This is a genomic window from Amycolatopsis sp. NPDC049253 (genome assembly GCF_040678995.1).
In the GTDB taxonomy this organism is placed as follows: Bacteria; Actinomycetota; Actinomycetes; order Mycobacteriales; family Pseudonocardiaceae; genus Amycolatopsis.
Genome location: NZ_JBFAQX010000086.1, coordinates 1 through 1,171 on the forward strand (window position 1 = coordinate 1; position 1,171 = coordinate 1,171).

A 1,171-nucleotide genomic window follows, 5' to 3' on the forward strand; every position below is an offset into this window, starting at 1 on the left:
CCAGGGCGCGTTGGCGGCGTTTGCGGTGGTACTTCGTCTCGATCCAGGACACGATCGCTAGCCTCAGCTCCTCGCGGGTGCGCCACCGTCTTGTGTCGAGAACGTTCTTTTGCAGCAACGAAAAGAACGATTCCATCGCGGCGTTGTCCCCGCAGGCACCGACCCGGCCCATCGACCCGGTCAGCCCATGGCTGCGCAACAGACGCCGGTAGGCTCCCGACCGGAATTGGGCTCCTCGGTCGGAGTGGACCACGACCTCGCGCGGGTCGCGCAGTGCGATCGCGTTGCGCAGCGCGCTGACGGCGAGTGAGGCCCGCATGTGCGAGGCGATGGAGTATCCGACGATCTTGTTGGAGTAGCAGTCCTTGACCGCGCACAAGTACAGCTTGCCCTCACCGGTGGGATGCTCGGTGATATCGGTCAGCCACTTGGTATTCGGCGCGGTGGCAGTGAAGTCGCGGCGGATGAGGTCGTCGTGCACAGGCGGCCTGGCCTTGCGGGAACGTCCTTTCTTCTTGGCGTGCAGCGAGAAGATCTGCTGCATCGAGCAGATCCGCCACACCCGGTTCTCCGAGGCGGTGAAACCCCGGCGGCCGAGTTCGTCGGCGATGAACCGGTACCCGTCGGCCGGGTCGTCGGCGTGGACCTCGAGCGCGGCGTTGATCAGCTGCGCGTCATCCCAATCCCGCTGCGAGAACGGGGCTGCACACCATTGGTAGTAGGCCTGCCGGGACAGGCCGAGCACCCTGCACGTCACCGCGACCGACACCCGCACAGAGGCGCCGGCCGCGGCCAGTTCACGGACGAGCGGGAACGCTATTTTCCCGGCAGATTGCCCTGGGCCAGGTAGGCCGCGGCCTTGCGCAGGACCTCGTTCTCCTGCTCCAGCAGCCGGTTGCGCTTACGCAACTCCCGCAGCTCAGCAGACTCCTCGCGCGTCACTCCGGACCGAGTGCCGTCCTCGACCTCGGCGGCGCGCAGCCAGTTGGCCAGGCACGACTCGGAGATCCCGAAGTCTTTCGCGACCTGCTTCAACGTGGTCTCGCCGCGACGGGCCACAGCGACGACGTCGTCACGGAACTCACGGGGGTAGGGCTTGGGCACGGTGACATCCTTCCAGGCGAGGCTGAAGCCTCACAGGTGAGGTGTCAACCAGACCCTGGGCAGACCC

At 66.4% G+C, this 1,171-nt stretch carries 1 protein-coding gene; it reads right to left on the reverse strand.

What is annotated here, in order from left to right; genetic code table 11:
* Positions 1–1,104, reverse strand: a protein-coding gene (locus tag AB0K15_RS48040) for an IS3 family transposase (protein WP_364067940.1) whose coding sequence is annotated in 2 segments (ribosomal slippage) — positions 1–823 and positions 826–1,104 — 1,102 coding nt annotated over the 2 segments. Because the reading frame shifts where the segments join, the coding sequence is not laid out codon by codon here. This gene is flagged as partial in the annotation.
* Between the last annotated feature and the right edge of the window lie 67 nt (positions 1,105–1,171).